We start from the raw sequence: 1,721 nt of genomic DNA, 5'->3' as shown, positions 1-1,721 counted from the left end.
GGCCATACATATTTCATGCATAGCCAAACAAAAATCACGAATGAGATTGCTTGACCAAACATGCTGGCATTTAAATTCATACCTTCCTCACTAAATCTTGATTATTTACAAATCGATCTTTTCAAAGCTTTCAATTAAGCAACGGCAAAGATGATGTATAGACCGATACCAACACCGATCATCGGTACAGCATCCACAAGGCCCATCATGATGAAGAATTGAGTACGAAGCATTGGCGTAAGGTCTGGTTGACGAGCAACACCTTCAAGGTATTTACCTGCTAAGTTACCAATACCAGATGCTGCACCTGCTGCACCTAAACCGATCAGTAATGCACCTGCTACATATAAAACTGCGCTTACGATATCCATTTGTATCTCCGATAAATAATGTGTTAGTTAATTTTTTAGTTATTAATTAGTGGTGTTCTTCTGTTGCCATTGCTAAGTAAACAACGGTCAGTACCATAAATATAAATGCTTGTAAGAATACGATTAATATGTGGAACAAGGCCCATGGAACACTTAGTGCCCATTGCATCCACCAAGGCATTAGTGCGATAAGGATGAATATCATCTCGCCTGCATACATATTTCCGAATAATCGTAAGCCTAGTGATATTGGCTTTGAAATTAATGTTATTAATTCAAGAACAAAGTTAACAGGATATAAAAGAGGGTTATCAAATGGCTGAGTAGTTAGCTCTTTGATAAAGCCTTTCAAACCTTTATTTTTCAACGTATAAGTTAACAATAAAATAAACACACCGAGTGCCATCGACATTGGGACATTTACATCCGCTGTCGGTAGATCTCTAAAGTGTTCTAAACCCATTACACGAGTTAACCCTGGTATTAAATCTATAGGCAATAGGTCGACTGCATTCATTAACAACACCCAAACAAAAGTGGTTAATGCCAGTGGCCCTATTAATTTATCCTCCGCTTGAAAAATCTCTTTGACTAGGTTGTTAACGAAATCAAAGATAAGCTCGATAAAACATTGAAAACGACCTGGAACACCGCTAGTGCCCTTGGTCACTACATATCGAAAAGCTCCAATAAACAGTAAACCCGTGATCCAAGATACCAACATTGAGTCAATGTTGAACGCCCAGAAACCATCACCTGTAGTTAAGAAGGTTAAGTGATGCTCTATGTATTCGTGAGCGGTAGTGACTTGATCCATACTACACGTACTCCGATCTTGTAGAGGCAGTAATAAATGGTGTTAAGAAGTACCCAATCATTGTGAAAATATACGCGTATAATATTACTGGGTTATCCAATTTAAAAAACTGGAATGCCAAGATAAACATTAAGAACGTATAGGTTATTTTCACGACACGACTCATTTGCATTAAGTCACGTAAACTATAATTAGGATTCTTGTGCACCTTAAGGCTTGCATATATAAAACCAAACAGCGGTGGTAACATCGCGATTACGACACCCAAAGCTGAAGACTCCATATCTACTTTATTACCAAAAAACACTTCATATAAAACTACACCGACGGCTAATACTATTTGGCAGAGAACAACTCTTTTAGCAGCAACAAGGATGTCGCTACTTATCCCATTAAGCCTCATAATAAAACCTTATATTTAACAGTGTAAGTCAATATAAAACACAGTTTGAATATGTTTTGTTACTAGCACTTACTTGTTAATAGCAATTTGACTTGTTAATAAACCTTTACTTGTTAACAAAGAAATAATC

Annotated in this window: 3 protein-coding genes and 1 pseudogene; all 4 read right to left on the bottom strand. The window is 36.9% G+C overall.

The window, feature by feature from the left end; all coding sequences use genetic code 11:
- Window positions 1-80: pseudogene (locus tag AB4653_RS10000) on the bottom strand (F0F1 ATP synthase subunit B); the annotation flags it as partial.
- A gap of 54 nt (window positions 81-134) precedes the next feature.
- A complete protein-coding gene (gene atpE, locus AB4653_RS09995) occupies window positions 135-371 on the bottom strand; it encodes a F0F1 ATP synthase subunit C (protein ID WP_004730405.1) in 237 nt (78 codons plus the stop codon).
- Window positions 372-417: 46 nt separating this feature from the next.
- Window positions 418-1,188 carry a F0F1 ATP synthase subunit A gene (gene atpB, locus AB4653_RS09990; protein WP_017111917.1) on the bottom strand — a complete coding sequence of 257 codons (771 nt, stop codon included), beginning with the start codon at window positions 1,186-1,188 and terminating at the stop codon, window positions 418-420.
- 1 nt (window position 1,189) lies between these two features.
- A complete protein-coding gene (locus tag AB4653_RS09985) occupies window positions 1,190-1,591 on the bottom strand; it encodes a hypothetical protein (RefSeq protein WP_004730409.1) in 402 nt (133 codons plus the stop codon).
- Window positions 1,592-1,721 lie beyond the last annotated feature (130 nt).

This window comes from Vibrio sp. 10N.222.48.A3 (assembly GCF_041475345.1).
GTDB lineage: Bacteria > Pseudomonadota > Gammaproteobacteria > Enterobacterales > Vibrionaceae > Vibrio > Vibrio tasmaniensis_A.
This window is presented reverse-complemented; position numbering and strand designations above follow the sequence as displayed.

Bases quoted from the DNA above. Each gene is read 5' to 3' on its own strand.
- atpE (WP_004730405.1), bottom strand. From the start codon at position 371: ATGGATATCGTAAGCGCAGTTTTATATGTAGCAGGTGCATTACTGATC.
- atpB (WP_017111917.1), bottom strand. From the start codon at position 1,188: ATGGATCAAGTCACTACCGCTCACGAATACATAGAGCATCACTTAACC.
- AB4653_RS09985 (WP_004730409.1), bottom strand. From the start codon at position 1,591: ATGAGGCTTAATGGGATAAGTAGCGACATCCTTGTTGCTGCTAAAAGA.